This window comes from Streptomyces sp. NBC_00102, from assembly GCF_026343115.1.
Taxonomy (GTDB): domain Bacteria; phylum Actinomycetota; class Actinomycetes; order Streptomycetales; family Streptomycetaceae; genus Streptomyces.
Window position 1 is genome coordinate 906,974 of record NZ_JAPEMC010000001.1, and the last position, 23,937, is coordinate 930,910.

Sequence of the window (23,937 nt, forward strand, 5' to 3'; positions counted from 1 at the left end):
GTTTGCGGCCCTGCCGGCAGGCTACCCGCGGCGGCGCGCTCAGCGGCCGCGCAGCCGCCGTACGAGGATGCTCGCGTCGCCGCGTGATTCCAGGTCGGCCAGGACGACGGCGACCGCTTCGCGGACGATGCGCCCGCGGTCGACGGCGAGGCCGTGCTCGCCGCGCAGGACCAGCCGGGCGTGTTCGAGGTCCATGAGTTCCTCGGCCGAGACGTAGACCGTGATCTTCTCGTCGTGCCGTTCCCGGCCGCTGGGCCGCCGGTTGGCGCCCCTGCCCTGGCCGCTGCCGCGTCCGCGCTGCTGCTGGGGCGCCCCGGTCTGCTCCTGGGCCGGCGGCCGGCCCTGGGGGCCGGGGACGGTCCTGGGCACCGTCACACGCTCGGGGCCGCCCACACGTCCGCGCGGGTCCACCCCCTCGGCGTCGGCCGCGGAGTGCTCCTCGCGCCCCGTCGGCCGCTCCGGTGGGGCGCCGCCCGCCGGGGAGGACGACGCCGGGTCGCCCTCTCCGGCGGGTGCGGGCACCCGTGCCTCGCCGTTCGCCTTGCGCCGCCGCTCCGCCGGGGAGGAGGACTGGAGTCCCATGCCCCCGGTGGTGCGGAACAGTTCGTCGGCACCGGGCAGACTCACTCGGCGTGACACCGGGCGAGCACCTCCCTGGCGAGCTGTCGGTAGGCGGCGGCGCCGACCGAGTTGGAGGCGTACGTGGTGATGGGCTCACCGGCGACCGTGGTCTCCGGGAAGCGCACCGTGCGCCCGATGACCGTGTGGTACACGTGGTCGTCGAAGGCCTCCACCACACGGGCGAGGACCTCGCGGCTGTGCACCGTACGGGAGTCGTACATCGTGGCGAGGATGCCGTCGAGCTCCAGGTCGGGGTTGAGCCGTTCCTGGACCTTCTCGATGGTCTCCGTGAGCAGGGCCACACCGCGCAGTGCGAAGAACTCGCACTCCAGCGGCACGATCACCTTGTGAGCGGCCGTCAGGGCGTTCACCGTGAGCAGGCCGAGCGAGGGCTGACAGTCGATCACGATGTAGTCGTAGTCGGCCATCAGCGGCTTGAGCGCGCGCTGCAGGGTCGACTCGCGGGCCACCTCGCTGACGAGCTGCACCTCGGCGGCGGACAGGTCGATGTTGCTGGGCAGCAGGTCCATGTTGGGGACCGCCGTCTTCAGCAGAACCTCGTCGGCCGCCATGCCCCGCTCCATGAGCAGGTTGTAGACGGTGAGGTCCAGCTCCATCGGGTTGACGCCGAGGCCGACCGAGAGGGCGCCCTGCGGGTCGAAGTCGACGAGCAGGACACGTCGTCCGTACTCGGCGAGCGCTGCACCCAGGTTGATGGTCGAGGTGGTCTTGCCCACCCCGCCCTTCTGGTTGCACATCGCGATGATCTTGGCGGGACCGTGCTCGGTCAGGGGTCCCGGAATCGGGAAGTAGGGCAACGGGCGCCCGGTCGGGCCGATCCGCTCACGGCGCTGTCGCGCCGCGTCGGGGGCGAGTGTGGCCGCGTACTCCGGATCGGGTTCGTACTCGGCGTCGGGGTCGTAGAAGTGCCCCTCGGGCATCTCGGCGAAGTCGGCGAGGTGGGCGGTGTCGCGGCCACTCTCGTTGCCGGCCATGGCGTTCACGTGTAGGCCGTCCATCATCTGGGGGGGCGTCGTCATGTGCTGGTGGGTCGCGAAGGTGCGGACCGCGACGGAGCCGACAGCTTCGAGCCCGTTCGGGCCCTGACCCCGTGCAGGCATCCCTGGTTGACCACCCCCGGGAGTAAATGTCGACTCATTCACAAGTCGTCTTACCTCCTTGGATGTGACCAGGAAACTTATCGATAGGTCAGCGTGGCACCATGCCGACGATGGGCGACTCTATGGCGTGTCACCGCTCCGCAGCAACACAATCCGCCGGACCCGGCCCGATGTGTCTGCAATCGAACACCCCTCTGTCAAGGGTGCACGGGGAGCGAGGCGCGCTTTTCGCGAGGGAACGAACCAACTGAATCCGGACTTTTAGCGCGAGTTGCACTTGGGCCCCGGAGCCCCGGCGCACGTCCGGCCGGACCTTGTCGCGCAAGGTCCGGCCGGAGGTGCGGGATTGACGGGGCGCCGGGCGGAACGGGCCCCGCCCGTCAGCCGAGGAGCGTGTTCAGCTCGACGTGCGGGAGGTCGTGCGCCTCGGCGACTTCGCGGTAAACGACTTGCCCGTCATGGGTGTTGAGGCCCTTGGCCAGGGCCGCGTCACGGCGCAGCGCCTCGGCCCAGCCCCGGTTCGCCAGCTCGACGATGTACGGGAGCGTGGCGTTGGTGAGGGCGTAGGTGGAGGTGTTCGGAACCGCGCCGGGCATGTTCGCGACGCAGTAGAACACCGAATCGTGGACCGTGAAGGTCGGTTCGGCGTGGGTGGTCGGGTGCGAGTCCTCGAAGCAGCCGCCCTGATCGATCGCAATGTCGACAAGAACACTTCCCGGCTTCATCTTGGCGACCAGTTCGTTGGTGACCAGCTTCGGGGCCTTCGCGCCCGGGACGAGGACGGCGCCGACGACCAGGTCGGCCTCGACGACCGCCCTCTCCAGTTCGAAGGCGTTGGAGACCACGGTCTGCACCCGGGTGCCGAAGACCCTGTCGGCCTCGCGCAGCTTGTTGACGTCCTTGTCGAGCAGGGTGACATGGAAGCCGAGCCCCACCGCGATCTGCGCGGCGTTCCAGCCGGAGACGCCGCCGCCGATGACGACCGCCCTGGCCGCGGCGGTACCGGGGACGCCGCCGGGCAGCACGCCCCGGCCGCCCGCGGAACGCATCAGGTGGTACGCGCCGACCTGCGGGGCCAGCCGGCCCGCGACCTCGGACATGGGGGCCAGCAGCGGCAGCGCGCGGTTCGCGGTCTCGACCGTCTCGTACGCGATGGCGGTGGTACCGGACTGCAGCAGCGCGTCGGTGCACTCGCGGGAGGCCGCGAGGTGGAGGTAGGTGAAGAGGGTCTGGCCCTTGCGCAGGCGGTGGTACTCCTCGGCGACCGGCTCCTTGACCTTGAGCAGCAGGTCGGCGGCGGCCCAGACCTCGTCGGCGGTGGGCAGGACGCGCGCGCCGGCGGCGGCGTACTCCTCGTCCGGGATGGACGATCCCGCACCGGCGTTCCGTTCGACGACGACCTCGTGGCCGTGACGGACGAGTTCGTGCACTCCGGCGGGCGTGATCGCCACTCGGAACTCGTTGTTCTTGACTTCGCGGGGGATGCCGACCTTCACGTCGTTCCTGGTCCTTCGCTCGGAGGGGCGTCCGGGCAGCACTCGGCCGACCGGGGGCCGGGAGAACGCGGGATTGCACGGACGTGCGCAGAATGCACCTCACCCGTGGAACGCCACGGATGCATGCGGCAGAGCCAGTCTAATGAAGGACTTCCCGCTGTCTAGCCTTGCAAAGAACTAATTTTCGACCGATGCGCCAAGGTTTTCGTAGGCGGTTCCCGCAGTTCCTCCCTCGCCCAGGCCCTCGCCCAGCAAGCGCTCCGCCGTCGCCCGGTGCAGTGAGGCCGCCGCGGGGTCGCCGAGCCGGTCCAGGGTGTCGGCCAGCCGCAACTGCAGCGCCGCCTGGAGTCGCACGTCGTCGGCCCGCCGGGCCAGGTCGACCGCCTCCCGGCAGGTGCGCAGCGAATCGTGCGGGCGGCCCGCGTACTCCTGGACCCTGGCCGCCTCGCTGAGCGCCCTGGCCTGGGCCGGAAGGTCACCGAGCCTGCGCAGCACGGCCGCGGCGGCCCGCCAGTCGCGCAGCGCCTCGCCGTACCGCCCGGCGTACGCGTGCACCGCGCCCAGCCGCCCGTACAGCCGCGCCTCGCCCTCCCGGTCGCCCTGTGCGAGCCGCTGGGCGAGCGCCCGGCCGTACCAGTCGGACGCGCGCGGGTAGTCCCCCAGTTCGGCGTGGGCGCCTCCCACGGATTCCATGGCGCGGCCGGTGGCGTAGAGGTCCTTCGCCTCCCGTCCGGCGTCCAGCGCGGCCCGGTAGCGGGCCAGGGCGGTCCGGGTGCGGCCCGTGGAGGCGTCGAGGTCGGCGAGATTGAGCAGCGCCGCCGCGCGCTCCCGGGGCAGGCCGCGGCGCTCCGCGACGTCGAGCACCAGGCCGTGCAGCCCGTACAGCTCGGGCGCGGCCGCCTCCGTGCCCAGATGCGCGGCAAGCGCTCGCACCAGGGCCGCGACCAGGCGGCGGGCGAGGGTGTCCAGCTCTCCGTCCGCCACCGCCATGCGGGCGGCGGCCACCAGCGAGGGCAGCCTGACGCGCAGCCAGACGGCGGCCTCCTCCGGGCCGGCGAAACGCAGCGCCCGGGGCAGCCCGGCGAGCTTGCCGCGAGCCGGGGAGCCCTCCGGCTCGGTGACCGCCCGGCAGGAGTGGAGCAGCCGTACGGTGCGCTCCAGCATCCGGGCCCGCGCCAGCTCGACCTCGGCCGGCCGGTCCCGCTCCTCCAGGAGGGCCCGCAGCAGGGGCGCGAGGGCGCCCGGTACCTCGTACTGGGGCTCGGCGGCGCCGTCCGTGCGCAGCAGGCCGAGGCCGACGAGGTCGTCCAGGGTCCGGCGGCCGGCGGAGACGGAGCAGCCGGCCAGCGCCGAGGCGGTGTGCGCGTCGGCGAGACCGGCGGGCGCGAGCGCCAGCAGTCGCAGTATCCGGGCGGGGGTCTCCAGCAAGGCGTCGTGCGCCATCCGGAAGGCTCGGACCAGCGGACGGGCGCCCACCGGCTGCTCCGTGTCCTCCGGGGTGCGCCGCAGGTTCTGGGTGGCGTCGGCGACGGAGGCGGTCGGGCGGGCGGCGATCCACCCCGCGACGAGCAGCAGGGCGGCCGGCTGGCCGCCGCACTCCTCGACCAGGGTCTCGGCGGTCCTGGGGTCCACGGTGATCCGCACCTGTCCGACCACCCGGGCCAGGAGGCGCACGGCGGAGCCGGTGTCCAGCCCGCCGATGGTGCAGGGGCGGACGTCGGGGACGCCGGTCAGCGGGCCGGTCGCGGTGGCCAGCACCAGGCAGCCGGGGCCGTCGGGGAGAAGAGGGTCGACCTGCTCGGCGTCCACGGCGTCGTCGAGCAGGAGCAGCAGCCGCCGCACGGCGAGGGCCTCGCGGACCATCTCGGTGAGTTCGTCGGCATCGGCTCCGGGCGGGGTGGGGAGGGAGAGCAGGCCGAGGATCTCGCGGGCGGTGCGTTCGGCGGGCACCTTGGTGCCCGCCGGGTCGGTCAGGCTGACGCGCAGCACGCCGTCCGGGTAGTCGCCGGTCCCGGTACCGGGGGCGGCCCAGGGCAGGGGTCCCAGGGAGCCGCCGGCGGGGGTTGTTCCGGTCAGCGTGTGCGCGAAGGCGGCGGCAAGGGCGCTGCGCCCCGATCCGGCGCGTCCGGCGATCAGCAGGACCCGGGCTCGGGCCGCCTTGCGGCCGGCCAGGGTGTTCAGCCCGGCCCGCTCGATGTCCTCCTGAAGGGCTTTCAACTCTCGCTGACGGCCGAACAGTTCGGGTGGAGCGGCACCGGAGGGCTCCTCGGTGCCGGGCGCTCGGGCCGGGCCGCTGGTGTCCACCGCCTGATCCGTCACGAGCCACGCTCCATTTCGCCGCACCCGGTGCCCCGCCGGAGCTCCGGCGGGCCTTTCGAGCGTAGTTCAGCGGCGCCGCCGATCAGGGCGGAGCGGGGCGGGGACATCCCCCGATCGGATCAGCATTTCTTGCGATCGTCCGACAGATGCCGGCCGGAACGGAACGATTCGGAGCCACCACCTCACGCCGGTGGCTCCGAACCTCCTGACCGGCTGACCGGCTGACCGGCCGACCGGCTGACCGGCTGACCGGCTGGCCGGCTGGCCGGCTGGCCGGCTAAGCCTCGAACGGACGGGCCGGCCACGGGGACGCGGCCGGGCGCAGCGACTGCTCGCCGTCCCCCGCACGGGCGGCGGTCAGCGCCAGTACGCCCATGACCAGGCAGCTGTTGTGCAGTTCGCCCGCGAGCACGCCCCGCACCAGGTCCTTCAGCGGAACCCGAGCCTGCTCCATGTCCGCCTCCTCGTCGGAGACGGCGAAGCGCTCGCCGACCGCATCGGAGAGGCCGCGGGCGAGGAAGATGCGTACCGCCTCGTCGGAGCCGCCGGGGCTGGTGTAGACGTCGGTGAGGACCCGCCAGTCCTCCGCCTTGACGTACGCCTCCTCGTACAGCTCGCGCTGGGCGGCTGCGAGGGGGTTCTCGCCGGGGACGTCGAGCAGCCCGGCCGGCATCTCCCAGAGCTTCTGGCGCACGGGGTGGCGGTACTGACGCAGCACCAGGACCTGGTCCTCCTCGTCGATCGCGAGGACCGCGACGGACCCGGGGTGGACCTGGTAGTCACGGCCCACGACCGTGCCGTCGGGCATCACCACGTCGTCGGTACGGACGCTGGTCTTGTTACCGGTGAAGGGGGTCACCGTCGCGGTGACCCGCCATTCCTCGGCCCTGTCCTCGATGCCCATCCGCGTCCGTCCTCCCGCTGTCACGTACGAAAAACCGGGGCGCCCGTCCTCGTCGGACGCGCACCCCGGTCAACGGTAATGCCTCGGGACTACTTGCCCGATTCGGCGGCCTGCGCCTGGCGGGCGACGGCGGCCTTCACCAGACCCGCGAAGAGCGGGTGCGGGCGGGTCGGGCGGGAGCGCAGCTCCGGGTGGGCCTGGGTGGCGACGAGGTAGGGGTGGACCTCGCGCGGGTACTCGACGTACTCGACGAGCTTGTTGTCCGGGGAGGTGCCGGAGAAGACCAGTCCGGCCTTCTTCTCCAGCTCGGAGCGGTAGGCGTTGTTCACCTCGTAGCGGTGACGGTGGCGCTCCTCGACGTACGGCTCGCCGGAGTACGCCTCACGGACGACCGAGCCCTCGGCGAGCTTCGCCGGGTAGAGGCCCAGGCGCATGGTGCCGCCCAGGTCGCCCGCGCCCTCGACGTACGCGAGCTGCTCCTCCATGGTGGAGATGACGGGGTGCGAGGTCGCGGGGTCGAACTCGGTGGAGTTGGCGTCCGGGATGCCGGCGACGTTGCGGGCCGCCTCGATCACGATGCACTGCAGGCCGAGGCAGAGGCCGAGCAGCGGCACCTTGTTCTCGCGGGCGTACTGGATGGCGCCCACCTTGCCTTCGACACCGCGCTCGCCGAAGCCGCCGGGGATGCAGATGGCGTCCACGCCCGCGAGGTGGCGGGCGGCGCCGGCCGGGGTCTTGCAGTCGTCGGAGGTGACCCACTCGACCTTGACGCGGGCCTTGTTCGCGAAGCCGCCGGCCCGGATGGCCTCGGTGACCGAGAGGTAGGCGTCGGGGAGGTCGATGTACTTGCCGACCAGCGCGACGGTGACCTCGTGGTCGGGGTTGTGGACGCGGTCCAGCAGGTCGTCCCAGGTGGACCAGTCCACGTCGCGGAAGGACAGGTCGAGCTTGCGCACGACGTAGGCGTCCAGGCCCTCGGTGTGCAGCACCTTCGGGATGTCGTAGATCGACTTGGCGTCGACGCAGGCGACGACGGCGGTCTCGTCCACGTCGCACATCAGCGAGATCTTGCGCTTGATGGCGGTGGGGACCTCGCGGTCGGCGCGGAGCACGATGGCGTCCGGCTGGATGCCGATGTTGCGGAGCGCGGCGACGGAGTGCTGGGTCGGCTTGGTCTTCAGCTCGCCGGAGGGGCCGATGTAGGGCAGCAGCGAGATGTGGACGACGAAGACGTTGTCCCGGCCGACCTCGTGGCGCACCTGGCGGACGGTCTCCAGGAACGGCAGCGACTCGATGTCGCCGACGGTGCCGCCGACCTCGGTGATGACCACGTCGACGTCGCCGGTCGCCATGCGGCGGATGCGGGACTTGATCTCGTTGGTGATGTGCGGGATGACCTGGACGGTGTCGCCGAGGTACTCGCCGCGCCGCTCCTTGGCGATGACCTGGGAGTAGACCTGCCCGGTCGTGACGTTGGCGGAGCCGTCGAGGTCGACGTCGAGGAAGCGCTCGTAGTGGCCGATGTCGAGGTCGGTCTCGGCGCCGTCGTTGGTGACGAACACCTCACCGTGCTGGAACGGGTTCATCGTGCCGGGGTCGACGTTGAGGTACGGGTCGAGCTTCTGCATCGTGACCCGGAGACCACGCGCCTTGAGAAGGGCACCCAGGCTGGAGGCAGTCAGACCCTTGCCGAGGGAGGAGGCGACACCCCCGGTGACGAAGATGTGCTTGGTCGTCGTGGATGTGGGCTGCATAGCCAAGAGGGGGCTCCCGTGGTAGCGAATCTGAGGTACGTACCGGCTGCCGAACCGGAGATTCCGGGGGTGCCGTCGCTGCGGTTCGGGGGCCTCGTCCGCTCTCGCGTCCGACCACCGGTCCACGGGCTACCAGCCTAACAGCGACCTGGGGAGACTGCTTCCGACCACACACTCGGCACGAGCGCCACCGTTCCTCCGCACCCGTTCCAGGGCCCACTCGTTCGACTCCTACAAGATCCACCGACTATCGCGCGGATCACACCCGTGCGTCGTATCCTGCTCGGACACTCGCCGACGAGCGGGACGGTCGGCCCGCGGCACCACCCCCGCCCGCTCCGGCCGGTCCCAAGAGCTCATCGGCCCCTGAACATTTTCCTTATTCACGCAGCAAGCGCCCCCGAGCGGGGCGACACATGGCCGTTCGACTGGAGACGCACGTGGCCGGGCGCATCGAGGACTACGCACTCATCGGAGACATGCAGACAGCGGCGCTGGTCTGCCGGGACGGCACGGTCGACTGGCTCTGCCTCCCCCGCTTCGATTCCCACGCCATCTTCGCGGGCCTTCTGGGCACCGAGGAGCACGGCTTCTGGCGCCTGGGCCCGCTGGAGCCCGAGGCGGCCGAGGACGCCCAGCGGGGCGAGCCGCCCGCCGCCGACCGGCGGCGTTACCGCGGCGACTCCCTGATCCTGGAGTCGGAGTGGGACACACCGCGCGGCACCGTACGCGTGATCGATTTCATGCCTCCCCGTGACGGCGCCCCCCAGCTCATCCGGATCGTGGAGGGCGTCAGCGGTCGGGTCACGATGCGCTCGTCCCTGCGGATGCGGTTCAGCTACGGCCGGATCACCCCCTGGGTGCACAAGGTCGACAGCCGCACGGTGGCCGTGGCCGGACCGGACTCCGTCTGGCTGGACACGCAGGCCGAAACGCACGGCAAGGACCTGACCACCTACTCCGACTTCACGGTCTCCCCCGGGGACCGCGTCGCCTTCACCATCAGCTGGCAGCCCTCGCACCACCAGCCGCCCGGCCTGCCGGAGCCGGAGGGTTCGCTGGAGGCGACCGAGCGGTTCTGGGAGGAGTGGGTCGCGCAGTGCACGTACCACGGCCCCTACCGGGAGGCCGTGATCCGCTCGCTCATCACCCTCAAGGCGCTCACCTACGCGCCCACCGGCGGCATCGTCGCCGCGCCCACCACCTCGTTGCCCGAGGAGATCGGGGGCGTACGGAACTGGGACTACCGCTACACCTGGCTCCGCGACGCCGCGATCACCCTCTCCTCGCTGCTGCGCACCGGCTACCGCGAGGAGGCCCGCGCCTGGCGGGAGTGGCTGCTGCGGGCCGTCGCGGGCGACCCGGAGAACCTGCAGATCATGTACGGCATCGCCGGTGAGCGCGAGCTCGGCGAGGCCGAACTCGACTGGCTGCCCGGTTACGAGAACTCCGGCCCGGTCCGCGTCGGCAACGGCGCCGCCGACCAGCTCCAGCTCGATGTGTACGGCGAGGTCACCGAGGCGCTGCACCTGGCGCACATGACGGGCCTGGCCCGCAACGACTACGCCATGGGCCTCCAGCTCAAGCTGATCAGCTACCTGGAGCAGCACTGGTACGAGCCGGACGAGGGCATCTGGGAGGTGCGCGGCCCCCGACGGCACTTCGTGCACTCCAAGGTGATGGCCTGGGTCGCGGTCGACCGGACGATCAAGCTGATCGAGTCCGGTGACGTGGAGGGGCCGCTGGAGCGGTGGCGCGAGCTGCGCGACGACATCCACCGCGACGTCTGCGACCGGGGCTACGACCCCGAGCGCAACACCTTCACCCAGTCCTACGGCTCCAAGGAACTGGACTCCTCGCTGCTGCTGATCCCGCAGATGGGCTTCCTCCCGCCGGACGACAAGCGGGTCATCGGCACGATCGAGGCGATCCAGCGCGAGCTGTCGACCGAGGACGGGTTCGTGCTGCGTTACCCGACCTCGGGCGACGACGCGGGCGTGGACGGCCTGGAGGGCGACGAGGGCGCGTTCCTCGCCTGCTCCTTCTGGCTGGCGGACGACCTGGCCATGATCGGGCGGGTCGACGAGGCCCGCCGGCTCTTCGAGAAGCTGCTCTCGCTCCGCAACGACCTGGGGCTGCTCGCCGAGGAGTGGGACTCCCGGCTCCAGCGCCAGGTGGGCAACTTCCCGCAGGCGTTCAGCCACGTCCCGCTCATCGACACCGCGCTGCGGCTGACGGCCAGCGGGGCGTACGCGGGCTGATCCCCTCGCGCGTCCGGCCCGCTCCGGTCGCCCGGCCCCGTCCGGGCCGGGCGACCCGGCGGGGAGGCCCGACGACCGGCCGTGCGGGCCGGCGGCTGACCCGCCCCGTGGCGCGGTGGCGCATCGGGAGCCCGGCCGCACCGGCCACCGGGCTCGTCCACCACTCCGGGACTACGCTGGAAAGGTACGTTTTCCGCCCCTCGGAAGGGGCCGTCATGACGCCCCGTACCCTGTTCGACAGCTCTCTCGCCCATCTGCGGGAGGGATTCTCCGGTGCGATCCACACCCCCGAGGACGAGGGCTACGACGAGGCTCGCGCCGTGTTCAACGGCATGATCGACCGCCGTCCCGCCCTCATCGCCCAGTGCGCGTCCGCCGAGGACGTCGCCTCGGCCCTGCGGTGCGCCCGCGCGGAGGAGCTGGAGATCGCCGTGCGCGGAGGCGGCCACAGCGTGGCCGGCATGGCCTCGAGCGAGGGCGGGCTCGTCGTCGATCTGCGTCTCATGCACGAGGTGACCGTCGACCGGGAAGCACGGACCGCCCGGGTCGGCGGCGGTGCCACCATGAGCCATCTGGACCGGGCCACCCAGCCGTTCGCCCTGGCCACCACCGGTGGACGGGCGTCCACGACCGGGGTCGGCGGCTTCACGCTCGGTGGCGGATCGGGCTGGCTGGAGCGGAAGTTCGGGCTTGCCTGCGACAATCTGCTCGCCGCCGAGGTGGTCACGGCCGACGGCTCCACGGTCCGGGCGAGCGCGGAGGAGAACCCGGATCTGTTCTGGGCGTTGCGCGGCGGCGGCGGAAACTTCGGCGTCGCCACCTCGCTGACCCTCCGTCTGCACGAACTGCCCGCCATGAGCATGGCGCTGGTCCTCTTCCGTCCCGAGGACGGACCGCCGGCCGTCACCGCCTTCCGCGACCTGATGGCCTCCGCTCCCGACGAGGCGGGCGGCGGGTGCCTGTATCTGACGGGACCGCCCGAGGCCTTCGTGCCCGAGCAGCTCGTCGGCAAGCCCGTCTGCGGGGTCCTGATCACCTGGGCCGGTACGGAGGCCGGGGTACGCGACGTCGCCGCACCGCTGCTGGACCTCCCGCACGAGTCGGAGATGATCGCCGAACTCCCGTACGCGGACCTCCAGTGCATGCTGGACGATCCGCCGGGGATGCGGAACTACTGGTCGGCCGAGTACCTCGGCGGGTTCCCGGACGAGGCGGTGGCCGCCTTCTGCGCCACCGCGGACGCCATGCCCGTACCGTCCGGTTCGCAGCACATCCTCTTCCCGCTGGGCGGGGCCGTCGCGAGCGGCCCGGCCGACCTGCCCGTGCGCTGGCGCTCCTCCCCCTGGGTCGTGCACCCCTTCGGGATCTGGGAGGACCCGGCCGACGACACGCACGCGCGGAACTGGGTCCACGAGGCACGCGCCGGGGTCCGGCCGTGGGCGGACGACGCGGTCTACCTCAACTTCATCGGCCAGGAGGGCCACGAGCGCGTCGTCGCCGCGTACGGCGAGGAGAACTACGCGCGGCTCGCCGGGGTGAAGCGGCGCTACGACCCCGACAACATGTTCCGCCTCAACCACAACATCGAGCCGGCGGCGGCCTGAGCCCCACCGGTCCCCGCGTACTCGTCCCGCTCGCCCCGCCCTGGCGGGGCGCGCCGGTGCCCGGGTAGCTTCGCGACCGGGGCGACGGACGCGGACGCCCGGTACGGACGAACGGAAGCACGGGGCGGGGCCGGTGGAGAGCCAGGGCGGGATCACGGTGCGGCGGGCGCTGGAACTGCCGGGGCTGCGCGGCGGACTCCCGGAGGTACTGACCGGCACCCATCTGCTGGACCGCACGGTGCGCTGGGTGCACGCCGGCGAGGTACCGGACATCGCCTCCCTGCTGCGCGGCGGCGAGCTCCTCCTCACCACCGGCCTCGGCCTGGGCACCCGTCCCGCCGAGCAGCGCGCGTTCGTGCGGCGGCTCGCCGAACGGGGCATCGCCGCCCTCGTGGTCGAGCTGGGACCGCGCTTCGACCGGCTGCCCGCCACGATCGTCGAGACCGCCACCGCCGCCGGGCTGCCGCTGGTCCAGCTCCACCGCGAAGTCGCCTTCGTGACCGTGACCGAGGAGATCCACACCGAGATCGTCAACGGGCACTACGCCCTTCTCCGGCAGGCGGAGGAGGTGCACCGGCGGTGCACCTCGGCGCTGCTCGACGGCGGCGGCGTCCCCCAGGTCCTCTCCGTCCTCGCCGGCTTCTCCGGCAACCCCGCCTTCCTCGAGACCGCCGACCACCGGCTGCTCTACGCGGCGGGCACCGGACCGGAGGGCACCGGGCCGCTCCAGGTCTGGGACGGGATGCGCGGCGGCCGTACGGGCCGGGAGGCACCACCGGCCGGGTCGGTGCTCGTGGACGTCCCCGGGGGCGGACCCGGAGCGGGTCCGGTACGGGCCCGGCTGGTGCTGCTGGCCGTCACCGGGCCGCTGACGACGGTCCACCGGATGGCGGCCGAGCGGGCCGCAGGCCTCCTCGCCGTCGTCCTGATGCAGGCGCGGCAGGACGACGAGCTGGCGGCGCGCGGGCGCGGCGACTTCCTGACGGACCTGGCGGAGGGCCGCATCGCCGCCCGGGACGCGCCCGCGCAGGCGAAGGTGCTGGGCTTCCGGCCCGGCGACGCTCCGCTGCTCCCGGTGGTGGTGCTCCTCGCCCCCGACCCGGCCCCGCCGTCCGGGGGCTGGGCGCTGCTGGCCCGCACGGCCCTGGAGGAGCTCGCCCCGCTGGGGCTGCCGCTGCTGCTCGGGGTGCGGCCGGTGGAGGGCAGGGTGCCGCTGCTGCTGGGCCTGCGCGAGGGGGCCGAGCGCACGGTGGTCGCCGAGCGGGTGGCGGCGGCGCTCCGGGCGGGACTGGAGCGGGCCGGCGCGACCGGGGCCGGACCGGGCCGGGCGGTGGTCGTGGCCGGGGTCGCGGGCGGCTGGGCGGAGGCCGGTGCGGGGTTGCGGCACGCGGCGGAGACGGCCGCGGCGGCACGGGGGCTGCCGCCCCGGCCCTGGTACGACGCCCGGCTCCTCGACACCGACCTGCTGCTCTGGCGGCTGCGGGACCATCCGGACCTGGCCGCCTTCGTGAACCGTACGATCGGCCCGCTGCGGGAGCACGACGCGACGGCGCGTCCGGCGCTGCTGCCGACCCTGGAGGCGTACCTGGATCACGCGGGCCGTAAGGCGGAGACCGCCCGGGCGCTCCATCTGAACCGTCAGACGCTCTACAACCGGCTTGCACGGATCGGTGAGTTGCTGGGGACGGACCTCGACGATCCGCGGACCGCGCTGGCCCTCGGCCTCGCGTTGCGGGCCCGCCGCCACACGGAGTGAGCGCACGGGTCCGGCAGTTCAGCGGGGCCGGTTGAGCGGCTGCGTCAACTCGTCGTAGACGCTGAGCACATGGGTGATGGTGTCCTCCTCGGTGGGCCAGCCGGCCGCCTGTGCCCGGCCCTCGGCGGCCAGCAGGGCGCGCCGGTCCGGGTCGAGGAGGAGTTCCCCGATCACCCGGGCGAGCGCCTCCGGGTCGCCGTACGGGACGAGTCCGGCGGCGTCGCCCACGAGTTCGGGGATGCCGCCGACCGCGGTGGCCACCAGCGGGGTACCGGCCCGGAGGGCGTCCTGCGCGAGGTGGGAGCGGGCCTCCCAGCGGCTGGGGATCACCACGAGGTCGGCCGCCGCGACGAGTTCGGGGATGTCGTCGCGGGCGCCGATCAGCCGCACCGGCAGGCGTTCGCCCTTGACGCGGCGTTGCAGGGCGGCCCGTTCGCGCCCCTCGCCGACGACGACGAGCTGCGGTACGGGGTCGAGCGCGCCCAGCAGCCGGGCGGCGTCGAGCAGGACCCCGTACCCGTGACGTGGCATCAGGCTTCCGACCGAGAGCAGCAACGGGCTCCCCACCGCGCCGAGTTCGGCCCGGAGCTTGTCGAGGTGCGCCGGGTCGACGGCGGTCCGGGCGACGGGTGCGGAGACCGGCGCAAGCCGGGCGTCCCGGGCTCCCCTGCGGCGGGCCCGGTCCACGAGGTCGGAGGAGGTGCCCAGCAGGACGGCGGCGGCGCGGGCCGCCCGTACCTCCAGCAGGTGCCGTACGCGCCTCAGGGCGCCCTCGGCGTGGCCGCGGCCGTGCCAGGTCACGACGAGCGGGGTGCGCAGTCCGCCGAGCGCGGCGGCGGCGCGGACGGCCGCGTGCGGGCCGTGCGCGTGCACCACGTCGGCGCCGAGGCAGGCGGAGCGCAGGGCGGCCATGGAGACGGGGTCGCCGCGCCGGGGTACCGCCGCGAAGCGGGCACCGGTGGCGGAGAAGCCGTGGACCAGGTCCACGGCGGCGGGCGCGCAGACGGTGACCTGCACTCCGCGCGCGATCAGACCGGCGGCGAGTGAGCCGACGTGGGCGCCGCTGCCGGCCCCGCCGCCGCCCAGGACCTGCACCGTTCGCAGCTGTGACACGTTGATTGGCTCCCGGACTTCCCGTGTCGGTGAGGGTTGCGCGCCACGACGGGCACAGCCCCAAGGATGCCAGTCCGTACGGGTGTTACGGACCGCCGGAACGTTGCTGCACCCCCGCGCGACGACAACCGGCCGTTTCGTTCCACTCGCACGAGTGACGAACATGGCGCGAAATCGCCGATCGGGGGCGCAGGTGCGGGGCCGGGGGCCACGAGGGTCCCCGGCCCCCGACGCTCAGGCGGAATCCGCCCGTGCGGTGGCCAGCAACTCCTCGGCGTGGGCGCGGGCCGTCTGGGAGTCCTCCTGGCCGGCGAGCATCCGGGAGAGTTCGCGTACCCGGTCCTCGCCCTCCAGGACGGTGACCCCGCTGCTGGTCACCGAGCCGTCCACGGTCTTCTCGACCAGGAGCTGGCGGTCGGCGAACGCGGCCACCTGCGGGAGATGGGTCACCACGACGACCTGGGCGGTCCTGGCGAGCTTGGCGAGGCGGCGGCCCACCTCCACCGCCGCTTTGCCGCCGACACCCGCGTCGACCTCGTCGAAGAGGTACGTGGGCACCGGGTCGGAGCCCGCGAAGACCACCTCCACGGCGAGCATCACCCGGGAGAGCTCACCGCCCGAGGCGCCCCGGGCGATCGGGCGGGGCTGGGCGCCGGGGTGCGGGGCGAGCAGGAGCTCGACCTCGTCGGCCCCGGACGGCCCGTAGACGACGCTGCGGCCGCCCACGTCGATGCCGGAGGCCTCGTCGGGCGCCTCCGTCTGCCGGATGGCGAAGGAGACGCGGGCGTGCGGCATCGCGAGGGAGGCCAGTTCCTCGGTGACCGCCGCGGCGAAGCGGGCCGCCGCCCCGGTGCGGGCGTCGGTCAGGGCCTGGCCCAGTTCGGAGAGTTCCGTGCGCAGGGCGTCGCGCTCCTCGGTAAGTTCACCGATCCGGTCGTCGTCGCCCTCCAGCTCGGTGAGGCGTGCGGCCCCCTCCTCGGCCCAGCGGAGCACGGCGGCGACGTCCTCGCCGTACTTGCGGGTGAGCGCGGTGAGCGCGGCCCTTCGCTCCTCCACCGAGGCGAGCCGCAGCGGGTCCGCGTCGAGCTGGTCGGCGTATCCGGCGAGATCCCCGGAGACGTCGGCGAGCAGGATGGAGATCTCCCCGATGCGGTCCGCGAGGGAGGCGAGGGCGGGGTCGTGGGAGCGCACGGCGTCCAGCGAGCGGCCGGCCGCCGCGACGACGGTCGTGGCGTCCACGACCTCCTGGTCCTCCGGGTTGCCGGCCAGTGCGGTGTGCGCGAGAGCGGCGGCGGAGGAGAGGGCCTCGGCGTGCCCGAGGCGCTCGGCCTCGGCGGCGAGTTCGGCGTCCTCGCCGGGCAGGGGTTCGACGGCCGCGATCTCGTCGAGGCCGAAACGCAGCAGATCGGCCTCCTGGGCCCGTTCCCGGGCCCGGGTGGTGATCTCGTCGAGCTCCACGACCACGGCGCGCAGCCGCCGGTAGGCCGCCGCGTACTTCTCGTGCGGCACGGCGACCCCGTCGCCCGCGTACCGGTCCAGGGCCTGCCGCTGCCGGGCGGGCTTGAGCAGTCCCTGCTGGTCGGTCTGGCCGTGCACGGCGACCAGTTCGTCGGCGAGCTCGGCGAGGACCCCGACGGGCACGGATCTGCCCCCGAGGTGGGCCCGTGAGCGGCCCTCCGCCGAGACGGTACGGCTGATGAGCAGCGCGCCGTCCTCGATCTCCGCACCGGCCTCCTCGGCCCGCAGGGCGACCGCGTCACCGTCCGCGACCGTGATCCGTCCTTCGACCACCGCGGCCTTGGCACCGATCCGCACCAGGGCGGGATCGGCACGTCCGCCGAGCAGCAGCCCGAGGCTCGTGACGACCATGGTCTTGCCCGCTCCGGTCTCACCCGTGACCGCGGTGAATCCGGGCGACAGCTCGACCACGGCATCGTCGATGACTCCGAGCGACCGTATCCGCATCTCCTCCAACACGGACACGACCATACGAGGTTTCACCGCCCCCGTGCGACGGCCCCCGGTCGCGACTCGCCCCCGAGCGTCTGCGCACGGTCTTCGGAAGGGGCCCCGGACCCACCGATCGAGCGGGGTTGCGGGGCCCTTCCGCGGGCCGTGCGCGGGCCTCACTGGGGCAGGCCGCGCCACCCCGACACCGGCAGAGCGAACTTCGCGACCAGCCGGTCGGTGAACGACGCGTGGTGCAGCCGCGCCAGCCGTACGGGTACCGCGCCGCGGCGCACCTCGACGCGGGCGCCGGCGGGCAGCTCCACGTTGCGGCGGCCGTCGCACCAGAGGACTCCGTGCGGGGTGTGCGGCTGGACCTCCACCGCGAGCACCGACGACGGCGAGGTGACCAGCGGCTTGGCGAACAGCGCGTGCGCGCTGATCGGCACCATCAGCAGGGCCTCGACCTCGGGCCAGACGACGGGGCCGCCGGCGGAGAACGCGTAGGCGGTCGAACCGGTGGGGGTCGCGCAGACGATTCCGTCGCAGCCGAAGCCGGTGACCGGCCGGCCGTCGATCTCCAGGACGACCTCCAGCATCCTTTCGGGCGAAACCTTCTGCACGGCCGCCTCGTTGAGCGCCCAGTCGGTGTGCACGACGGAGCCGTTGCTGTGCACCACCACGTCGAGCGTCATGCGCTCCTCGACCTCGTACGCCCGGGTCACCACGCGGGCGACCACCCGGTCCAGGTCGTCGCGCTCGGCCTCCGCGAGGAATCCGACCCGGCCGAGGTTGACCCCGAGCATGGGGACCCCCGAGGCGCGCGAGATCTCCGCCCCGCGCAGCAGCGTGCCGTCGCCGCCGAGCACGATCAGCAGCTCGCACCCGTCCACCGCGGCGGGGGTCGCGTCGACGACCGTCTCCACGGTCGGCGGGAGCGGCAGGTCGGCCGCCTCGGCCTCCAGGACCCGCACGCCGAGGCCGTTGCGCAGCAGCCCCTGCACCACGAGCTCCGCACTGCGGATCGCGGCCGGACGGCCGGTGTGCGCCAAGAGAAAGACTGTTCGTGCCGTACTTGTCGTCGTCGTCAACGAGGCCCCTCCGCCACTGCACGGTCCACATCTGCCGGATCCAGTTCGGGTGCGCCGGCCCGCAGCCACAGAAAGTACTCGACGTTCCCCGAGGGGCCGGGCAGCGGACTGGCCGTCACGCCCCGTACACCGAGTCCCAGCGCCCCTGCCCGGCGGGCGACTTCGCGTACCGCCTCGGCGCGCAGCTCGGGGCTGCGCACCACTCCGCCGCTGCCGAGGCGTTCCTTGCCGACCTCGAACTGCGGTTTGACCATGAGGACCAGGTCGGCGTCGGGGGCGGCGCAGCGCACCAGCGCGGGCAGCACGAGCCCCAGCGGGATGAACGAGAGGTCGCCGACCACCAGGTCCACCGGCCGGCCGTCGATGTCTTCGAGCGTCAGTTCGCGCACGTTGGTGCGGTCCTTGACGACGACCCGCTCGTCCGACTGGAGCGACCAGGCGAGCTGCCCGTAGCCGACGTCGACGGCGAGGACCTGGCGGGCCCCGGCGCGCAGCAGCACGTCCGTGAAACCGCCGGTGGACGCCCCGGCGTCCAGCGCGCGGCGGCCCTCCACCTCCAGGCCGAGCGGTACGAAGGCGGCGAAGGCGCCGGCGAGCTTGTGCCCGCCGCGCGAGACGTACTCCGGATCGCTCTCGTCCTTGGCGACGACCACGGGGGCGCTGGTCTCCACCTGGGTGGCGGGTTTGGTCGCGACCAGGCCGCGTACGGAGACGCGGCCCGCGGCGATCAGCTGGCTCGCGTGCTCGCGCGAGCGGGCGAGCTTGCGGTGTACCAGCTCTGCGTCGAGGCGGCGACGGGCCACTCCTGCCACGGTTACGTTCAGCTCCTGTTGTCGTACGGGGGTGCGGGGGCGGGCCTGGCGTCCAGCGCGGTCAACGTGTCGCGCAGCCCACGGTGTACATCCTCGTACACCTCGGTGTGTCCGTCCGCCGCGAGGTGGTCCACGTCGGCCAGCCGCTCCAGAGCGGCGTCCACGGCCGGGTTCCCGGTGGGGGCGCGGACGACGCCGAGGGGGGTGGGTGCGGCGGGCTCGTGGGAGGGCGAGGCGGCGGGACGGGCCGCCTCCTCGCCAGGGGCGGTACGGGTGGTGGCGGCCGGTTCGCCGGATGCCGCCGGGGGTGCCTGCGCGGAGGCCGTGCCGGGCCCCGCCGTCCAGTCGTTCATGCCGGAACGCTACCTCGGTGGGCTGCGGTACCGTCGATCACGATGGCGACCATGGCAGAGTGCCGCAGCGCACTGGACAGACTTTCCGACAATCTCGCGGGTGCGGACGGCGACGTCCGCAGCGCCGCCTCCCTGGACCGCTCGCTGAGCTGTCACATCAAGGATCTCGATGTGACGTTCACCGGCCGGCTCACGGACGGCCGCATCCGGGTACTCGACACGGTCGAGGGCCCGCCCCCCGGGAAGGCCGAGATCAGGCTGGCGATGACCGGCGACGACCTGGTCGCGCTGGTCGACGGCGACCTCAACTTCGCCAAGGCGTGGGCCGCGGGCCGGATCCGCCTGGAGGCGGGGTTCCGGGACCTGCTCAAGCTCAGATCGCTGCTCTGAGGGCTGCCCCGGCACGATGACCCGCCGGCGGCCCCGGCACCGCCGGGGCCGCACCGCCGGGGCGTGTCGTCAGAGCCCCAGGCGGGCGACGGCCTTCCCCGCGTCGAGGACGCACGCCTCCGTGCCCCCGTCGGTCCACGCGGCGCCGCAGAGCGCCCGCAGCCCGTCGATCGCGTCGAGGGCGTCCCCCTCGCCCTCCAGGACCAGTTCCTGCCCGCGCACGGACGCGGTCCACCCGCCGCAGCGGGCCGTACCGTCCTCCACGGTCACCTCGGGCTGCCCGGTGAGCAGCCCGCGCAGGTCCCGGTCGACGTACGTCGGGCGGTGCTCCGGCACCGCCGCGACCAGCTGGGCGGCATCGGTCACCCCGGTCAGCACCAGCAGCGAGTCCACTCGGCCGTTGAACGCGCCCTCGATGTCCGTGTCCAGCCGGTCGCCGACGACCAGCGGACGCTCGGCCCCGGTACGCAGGACGGTCTCCCGGTGCATCGGGGGCAGCGGCTTGCCCGCGACCTGCGGTTCGGCGCCGGTCGCGATCCGGACGACCTGGACCGCCGCGCCGTTGCCGGGGGCGATGCCCCGTGCGCTCGGGATGGTCAGGTCGGTGTTGGAGGCGAACCAGGGCAGGCCCCGGTTGATCGCGTAGGCGGCCTCGGCAAAACGCGACCAGGGGAAGTCCGGGCCGCCGTACCCCTGCGCCACCGCCACCGGGTCGTCGTCCGCCGAGTCGACCGGGACGAGCCCGCGCTCCTCCAGGGCGACCCGCAGCCCCTCGCCGCCGATGGCGAGGACCCGGGCGCCGGCCGGGAGCTGGTCCGCGACCAGCCGGGCGACCGCCTGCGCGGAGGTGATCACGTCCGACGGCTCGGCGGGCACCCCCAGCTCGGTCAGGTGGGCCGCCACCGCGGCCGGGGTCCGCAGCGCGTTGTTGGTGACGTAGGCGAGGTGCATCCCGCCGTCCCGCGCGGTGGTGAGCGACTCGACGGCGTGGATGATGGCCTGGCCGCCCGCGTACACGACCCCGTCGAGGTCGAGCAGAGCGGTGTCGTACGCCGCACTCAGCGCCGTGACGCTGCCGAGCGGCCGGGACCTGTCCTGCTGACTCATTGTGTTCGCTCCTCGTTCGATGCCTCTGCCCCGATCATCCCGCATCGCCCCACCACACCTACGATGCGGGGATGGACACATCGGGGGACGCCGCGAAGGGGCTGCGTCTGTTCCCGTTCCGCGGACTGCGTTACGTCCCCGAGCGGGTGGGCAGCCTGGCGGCGGTGACCTCACCGCCGTACGACGTGGTGGTACGGCCGGACGGCCTCCACCACCTCGAGTCCGCGGACCCGCACAACATCGTGCGGCTGATCCTGCCCCAGGACGGCTCACCGGCCGCCCGTAACCGGCAAGCCGCCCGGACCCTCGACGAGTGGCTCGCCCAGGGCGTACTGGCCACCGACCCCGAACCCGCGCTCTACGTCTACGAGCAGCGCGGCAACGGCCTCCTCCAGCGCGGCCTGATCGGCGCCCTGGAACTCTCCCCCGCCGCCGACCGGGTCGTCCTCCCGCACGAAGAGGTGATGGACGACGTGGTGGCGGACCGCGCGGCCCTGACGCGCGCCACCGGCGCCCACCTCGAACCGCTGCTCCTCACCTACGTGGGCGACGGCACGGTCTCCGGTGCGGCGGCGGTCGTCGAGCGGGCGGCCCGGCGGCCCGCTCTGCTCACGACCACCACGGAGAACGGTCTGCGGCACCGGCTGTGGGCCGTGACCGACCCGGCGGAGCAGGCCGAGGCGGCGGCCGGTCTCCTCCCCCGCCAGGCCCTCATCGCGGACGGCCACCACCGGTGGGCCACCTATCTGCGGCTCCAGCGGGAACGGAGCGGTCCGGGGCCGTGGGACCTCGGCCTGGTCTACCTGGTCGACACCGCCCGGTACCCGCTCCAGGTACGCGCGATCCACCGGGTGCTCCGCCGGCTCGCCCCCGCCGACGCCCTGGCCGCGCTCCGGGGCCGGTTCCGGGTGCGCGAGGTGGCGGGCCCGCTGCCCCGCGCCCTGGGCGCGCTCGCCGCCGCCTCCGAGGAGGGCAGCAACGCCTTTCTGCTGGCGGGCGACGGTACGTACCGTCTCGTGGACCGGGCGGACCCCGCCCTGCTCGCCCGCACGGTCCCGGCGGGCCGGCCGGAGGCCTGGCGCACCCTGGACGCGACGGTGCTGCACGAGACGCTGCTCGACCGGGTGTGGCACGTCCCGGACGGAGCCGAGGACATCGCGTACCTCCACCACCCGATGGCCGCGGTCGAGCAGGCCGAACGGTCCGGCGGGACGGCCGTCCTGATGCACCCGGTACGCGAGGCCGTCGTCCGCGACCTCGCCCGGCAGGGCGTCACCATGCCGCGCAAGTCCACGTCCTTCGGCCCGAAGCCGGCGACGGGCCTGGTGATGCGGAGGCTCGACGCGGACTGAGCGGGCCGGGGCCTTCGGCAGAAACAGCCTGCGGAAACGAAGAAGGGCGGCACTCCCGGAGGAGTGCCGCCCTTCTTCTACGTTCTATCGCTCACTCGGCTCGTACCGTTCAGGCCTTGGCCGGTCCGTCGGCGTCGGGCTGGTCGGTGCTCAGCGTCGCGTCCTGCTCGGCGTCCTGCTCTGCCGCAGGGGCCTTCTCGGCGGCCGCGTCGGCGCGGTCGGCCCACGCGTTCAGCTCGTCGGTGTCGTCCACGTCGGCATCGTCACGGTCGTCGCGGTCGTTGCCCTCGTCGTCACCGTCGATGGCGTCGGCGATGTCGTCGTCAGCGACGTCCGCCGCCCGGTCCTCGACCGAGGAGGCCGTCTGCTCCCCGACGGGAGCGGTACCGGCGGCACCGGTCTCGTCCTCGTCGTCCAGGGCGTCCACGAACTCGACCCCGTCCAGCTCGGCGAGCCGGTCGGAGGCGTCGGTCGCGCCGTCCTTGTCGGACTCCAGGGCCTTGCCGAACCACTCGCGGGCCTCGTCCTCACGGCCCGCCTCCAGGAGCGCGTCGGCGTACGCGTAACGCAGGCGCGGGGTCCACGGGTGAATCGCGTTGGAGGCCAGCTCGGGGCTCTGGAGAGTGACGATGGCGGCGTCGAGCTGCCCCATGTCACGGCGCGCCCCCGCGGCCACCAGGCGCATCTCGACCTGACCGGCCTTGTCCAGCTTCTGCACCTCGGGCTCGCCGGCCATCGCCATGGCGCGCTCGGGGCGGCCGAGGCCGCGCTCGCAGTCCGCCATGACGGGCCACAGCTCGACAGAACCGGTCATCCGCTTGGCGGCCCGGAACTCGGCCAGCGCCTCCCCGTACTTCTGCGTGGCGTACGCGGCGAAACCGGCCGCCTCACGGACGGCGGCGACGCGCGAGGCGAGCCGGAGGGCGACGCGGGAGTAGCCGTACGCCTCCTCGGGATCCTCGTCGATGAGACGGGCGACCATGACGAGGTTGCGTGCGACGTCCTCGGCAAGGGTCTTCGGCAGGCTCATCAGCTCCTGACGAACCTCCTTGTCGATCTCGAAGCCCGTGACGTCGTCGGGGATGGGCAGCCGCTTGATGGGCTCGCGGTCGCGGTCACGGTCGTCGCGCTGGTAGCCGCCACGGTCGTCCCGTCCCCGGTAGCCGCCGCGGTCGTCGCGCTGGCCGCGGAAGCCCCCGCGGTCGTCGTCACGGCGCGGTCCACGGTCGTCACGGCGGAAGCCGCCACCACCCGAACCGGAGCCGCCACGGTCGTCGCGGCGGAAGCCGCCACCGGAGGGACGGTCGTCGTCACGGCGCGGGCCGCGCGGACGGTCGTCACGACGCTCGAAACCGCCCGGACGCCCACCACGGTCGTCATCGCGGCGAGGACCGCGGTCATCGCGCTGACCACGGAAGCCACCACGGTCGTCGTCACGACGGGGGGCACGGTCGTCACGACGGAAACCGCCACCGGAGGGACGGTCGTCGTCGCGACGCGGGCCGCGCGGACGGTCGTCACGACGCTCGAAACCACCGGGACGCCCACCACGGTCGTCATCGCGGCGAGGACCGCGGTCATCGCGCTGACCACGGAAGCCACCACGGTCGTCGTCACGACGGGGGGCACGGTCGTCACGACGGAAGCCACCGCCGGAGGGACGGTCGTCACGGCGCTCGAAACCGCCGGGACGCCCACCACGGTCGTCATCGCGGCGAGGGGCACGGTCGTCACGACGGAAGCCGCCACCGGAGGGACGGTCGTCACGGCGCTCGAAACCACCGGGACGCCCACCACGGTCGTCGTCACGGCGGGGGGCACGGTCATCGCGGCGGAAGCCACCGCCGGAGCCGGAGCCACCACGGTCGTCGCGACGGAAGCCGCCACCGGAGCCGGAGCCACCACGGTCGTCGCGACGGAAGCCGCCACCGGAGCC

At 73.4% G+C, this 23,937-nt stretch carries 18 protein-coding genes and 1 pseudogene; 5 read left to right on the forward strand and 14 right to left on the reverse strand.

The genetic code is table 11. From position 1 onward, the window contains the following. Positions 1-39: 39 nt before the first annotated feature. The 6 genes from OHA55_RS04075 to OHA55_RS04100 all read right to left on the reverse strand — a co-directional run bounded on the left by OHA55_RS04075 (position 40) and on the right by OHA55_RS04100 (position 8,215). Positions 40-627, reverse strand: coding sequence for a hypothetical protein (locus OHA55_RS04075; RefSeq protein ID WP_266710407.1), 588 nt, complete (start codon positions 625-627; stop codon positions 40-42). Continuing rightward, complete coding sequence (locus tag OHA55_RS04080; protein WP_266702860.1) at positions 624-1,742, reverse strand: ParA family protein; 1,119 nt, start codon at positions 1,740-1,742, stop codon at positions 624-626. The genes OHA55_RS04075 and OHA55_RS04080 overlap by 4 nt, the downstream gene beginning before the upstream one ends. Before the next feature lie 380 nt (positions 1,743-2,122). Beyond that, positions 2,123-3,238, reverse strand: coding sequence for an alanine dehydrogenase (gene ald / locus OHA55_RS04085; RefSeq protein ID WP_266702862.1), 1,116 nt, complete (start codon positions 3,236-3,238; stop codon positions 2,123-2,125). A 177-nt stretch (positions 3,239-3,415) separates the two neighbouring features. Continuing rightward, positions 3,416-5,557 (reverse strand): tetratricopeptide repeat protein, encoded by a 2,142-nt coding sequence (locus tag OHA55_RS04090; protein WP_266702864.1) that lies wholly within the window; start codon positions 5,555-5,557, stop codon positions 3,416-3,418. Positions 5,558-5,834: 277 nt separating this feature from the next. Continuing rightward, positions 5,835-6,461: an NUDIX hydrolase gene (locus tag OHA55_RS04095; RefSeq protein ID WP_266702866.1), complete on the reverse strand. Its 627-nt coding sequence runs from the start codon at positions 6,459-6,461 to the stop codon at positions 5,835-5,837. Positions 6,462-6,550: 89 nt separating this feature from the next. Beyond that, a complete protein-coding gene (locus OHA55_RS04100) occupies positions 6,551-8,215 on the reverse strand; it encodes a CTP synthase (protein ID WP_266702867.1) in 1,665 nt (554 codons plus the stop codon). A gap of 440 nt (positions 8,216-8,655) precedes the next feature. Between OHA55_RS04100 and OHA55_RS04105 the strand changes: the two genes are divergently transcribed. The 3 genes from OHA55_RS04105 to OHA55_RS04115 all read left to right on the forward strand — a co-directional run bounded on the left by OHA55_RS04105 (position 8,656) and on the right by OHA55_RS04115 (position 13,836). After that, a complete protein-coding gene (locus tag OHA55_RS04105; protein WP_266710408.1) occupies positions 8,656-10,476 on the forward strand; it encodes a glycoside hydrolase family 15 protein in 1,821 nt (606 codons plus the stop codon). A gap of 215 nt (positions 10,477-10,691) precedes the next feature. After that, positions 10,692-12,080: an FAD-binding oxidoreductase gene (locus OHA55_RS04110; protein ID WP_266702869.1), complete on the forward strand. Its 1,389-nt coding sequence runs from the start codon at positions 10,692-10,694 to the stop codon at positions 12,078-12,080. A gap of 133 nt (positions 12,081-12,213) precedes the next feature. Next, positions 12,214-13,836 carry a PucR family transcriptional regulator gene (locus OHA55_RS04115; protein ID WP_266702871.1) on the forward strand — a complete coding sequence of 541 codons (1,623 nt, stop codon included), beginning with the start codon at positions 12,214-12,216 and terminating at the stop codon, positions 13,834-13,836. A gap of 18 nt (positions 13,837-13,854) precedes the next feature. Here OHA55_RS04115 and OHA55_RS04120 read toward each other — a convergent pair whose 3' ends face one another. The 5 genes from OHA55_RS04120 to OHA55_RS04140 form a co-directional block, all read right to left on the reverse strand. Beyond that, positions 13,855-14,949, reverse strand: coding sequence for a glycosyltransferase family 4 protein (locus OHA55_RS04120; protein ID WP_266702873.1), 1,095 nt, complete (start codon positions 14,947-14,949; stop codon positions 13,855-13,857). A gap of 234 nt (positions 14,950-15,183) precedes the next feature. Then, on the reverse strand, positions 15,184-16,938 hold the full coding sequence (gene recN, locus OHA55_RS04125) for a DNA repair protein RecN (RefSeq protein WP_266702875.1): 1,755 nt from the start codon (positions 16,936-16,938) through the stop codon (positions 15,184-15,186). A 137-nt stretch (positions 16,939-17,075) separates the two neighbouring features. Then, positions 17,076-17,987 (reverse strand): NAD kinase, encoded by a 912-nt coding sequence (locus OHA55_RS04130; RefSeq protein ID WP_266702877.1) that lies wholly within the window; start codon positions 17,985-17,987, stop codon positions 17,076-17,078. Next, a complete protein-coding gene (locus OHA55_RS04135) occupies positions 17,984-18,799 on the reverse strand; it encodes a TlyA family RNA methyltransferase (protein ID WP_266702879.1) in 816 nt (271 codons plus the stop codon). The genes OHA55_RS04130 and OHA55_RS04135 overlap by 4 nt, the downstream gene beginning before the upstream one ends. Positions 18,800-18,807: 8 nt before the next feature. After that, positions 18,808-19,152 carry a hypothetical protein gene (locus OHA55_RS04140; protein ID WP_266702881.1) on the reverse strand — a complete coding sequence of 115 codons (345 nt, stop codon included), beginning with the start codon at positions 19,150-19,152 and terminating at the stop codon, positions 18,808-18,810. A gap of 42 nt (positions 19,153-19,194) precedes the next feature. Between OHA55_RS04140 and OHA55_RS04145 the strand changes: the two genes are divergently transcribed. After that, on the forward strand, positions 19,195-19,542 hold the full coding sequence (locus OHA55_RS04145; RefSeq protein ID WP_266702883.1) for an SCP2 sterol-binding domain-containing protein: 348 nt from the start codon (positions 19,195-19,197) through the stop codon (positions 19,540-19,542). Positions 19,543-19,611: 69 nt separating this feature from the next. On the opposite strand, the gene OHA55_RS04150 is transcribed toward OHA55_RS04145, so the two are convergent. Beyond that, a complete protein-coding gene (locus tag OHA55_RS04150) occupies positions 19,612-20,649 on the reverse strand; it encodes an HAD-IIA family hydrolase (RefSeq protein WP_266702885.1) in 1,038 nt (345 codons plus the stop codon). 71 nt (positions 20,650-20,720) lie between these two features. Here OHA55_RS04150 and OHA55_RS04155 point away from each other — a divergent pair, with 71 nt between their 5' ends. Then, positions 20,721-22,001 (forward strand): DUF1015 domain-containing protein, encoded by a 1,281-nt coding sequence (locus OHA55_RS04155; RefSeq protein WP_266702887.1) that lies wholly within the window; start codon positions 20,721-20,723, stop codon positions 21,999-22,001. Positions 22,002-22,110: 109 nt separating this feature from the next. Here OHA55_RS04155 and OHA55_RS04160 read toward each other — a convergent pair whose 3' ends face one another. Together OHA55_RS04160 and OHA55_RS36465 are read right to left on the reverse strand one after the other, a co-directional pair. Next, positions 22,111-23,031 (reverse strand): tetratricopeptide repeat protein, encoded by a 921-nt coding sequence (locus tag OHA55_RS04160; RefSeq protein WP_266710409.1) that lies wholly within the window; start codon positions 23,029-23,031, stop codon positions 22,111-22,113. A 213-nt stretch (positions 23,032-23,244) separates the two neighbouring features. Continuing rightward, a pseudogene (locus tag OHA55_RS36465) lies at positions 23,245-23,886 on the reverse strand (tetratricopeptide repeat protein); the annotation flags it as partial. Positions 23,887-23,937: the final 51 nt, after the last annotated feature.

Coding starts and splice junctions, on each gene's coding strand:
- OHA55_RS04140 (WP_266702881.1), bottom strand. CDS start 19,152: ATGAACGACTGGACGGCGGGGCCCGGCACGGCCTCCGCGCAGGCACCC.
- OHA55_RS04100 (WP_266702867.1), bottom strand. CDS start 8,215: ATGCAGCCCACATCCACGACGACCAAGCACATCTTCGTCACCGGGGGT.
- recN (WP_266702875.1), bottom strand. CDS start 16,938: ATGGTCGTGTCCGTGTTGGAGGAGATGCGGATACGGTCGCTCGGAGTC.
- OHA55_RS04150 (WP_266702885.1), bottom strand. CDS start 20,649: ATGAGTCAGCAGGACAGGTCCCGGCCGCTCGGCAGCGTCACGGCGCTG.
- OHA55_RS04160 (WP_266710409.1), bottom strand. CDS start 23,031: ATGAGCCTGCCGAAGACCCTTGCCGAGGACGTCGCACGCAACCTCGTC.
- OHA55_RS04080 (WP_266702860.1), bottom strand. CDS start 1,742: ATGCCTGCACGGGGTCAGGGCCCGAACGGGCTCGAAGCTGTCGGCTCC.
- OHA55_RS04145 (WP_266702883.1), top strand. CDS start 19,195: ATGGCGACCATGGCAGAGTGCCGCAGCGCACTGGACAGACTTTCCGAC.
- OHA55_RS04155 (WP_266702887.1), top strand. CDS start 20,721: ATGGACACATCGGGGGACGCCGCGAAGGGGCTGCGTCTGTTCCCGTTC.
- OHA55_RS04110 (WP_266702869.1), top strand. CDS start 10,692: ATGACGCCCCGTACCCTGTTCGACAGCTCTCTCGCCCATCTGCGGGAG.
- OHA55_RS04095 (WP_266702866.1), bottom strand. CDS start 6,461: ATGGGCATCGAGGACAGGGCCGAGGAATGGCGGGTCACCGCGACGGTG.